At 41.0% G+C, this 698-nt stretch carries 1 protein-coding gene; it reads right to left on the bottom strand.

What is annotated here, in order from left to right:
• Positions 1-698 (bottom strand): phospholipase D-like domain-containing protein (locus tag AC1DRF_RS31045; protein ID WP_477742707.1); only part of this gene is annotated, 698 nt, incomplete at both ends.

Below are 698 nucleotides of genomic sequence, written 5' to 3'. Positions count from 1 at the left end.
ATTGCTGCAGCAGAAAAGCTTTCATCCTCTTTCCCTGATCGACCTGGTACTGCGTGAGATGATAAAAAGCTTTTTTAGTGTAAGGATGAGCCCATAATTCATTTATATAATTTTGCATTTGAGTGATGACGCTATCTTGTTTATGTTTACTGTTTGTAATAAAGACATCACGATCATAAACAAAGTCTGGAGGAGGCTTTTTAGCCAAATATTTGTCCCCTATATTCCGGCCCCCTATTATACCTAGCTGTCCGTCTACAATCATTATTTTGTCATGCATACGATTTYGCCACGCCCAAGGTTTAAACAATTGAAACGGTTCATAATACTTCACTTCAATATTAGGATGTGAGGCTAATGCGTAGAGCACGCCTCTTCGGCTTCCCCGCAAGCCGTTAGCTATCCCGTCTAAAAGAACGCGAGTATGGACGCCTCGATCAGCTGCTTTAAAAAGAGCGGCCATAATTAAATCAGTTGACTCTCCTTTTCCTATTGAGTAATATGCAATATCAATCGATTTCTCAGCTTCTTGAATCATTTGAATACGAACTCTTCCTGCCTCATAACCATCTTCAAGAAGTCTCACTCGGTCCGTAGACTCCCTGTGACCAAAAAAGCTAGCCGTTTTAATTGAGGTCGTTTCCTCTCCTGTTTTTAAAGGTACATAAAAGAGAACCACCGCCGCTATAACCACGTAC

The sequence above is a fragment of the Priestia sp. P5_B4 genome (assembly GCF_056400385.1).
Note: the sequence above shows the minus strand (reverse complement) of the source record. Positions and strands in the feature narration are given on the sequence as shown.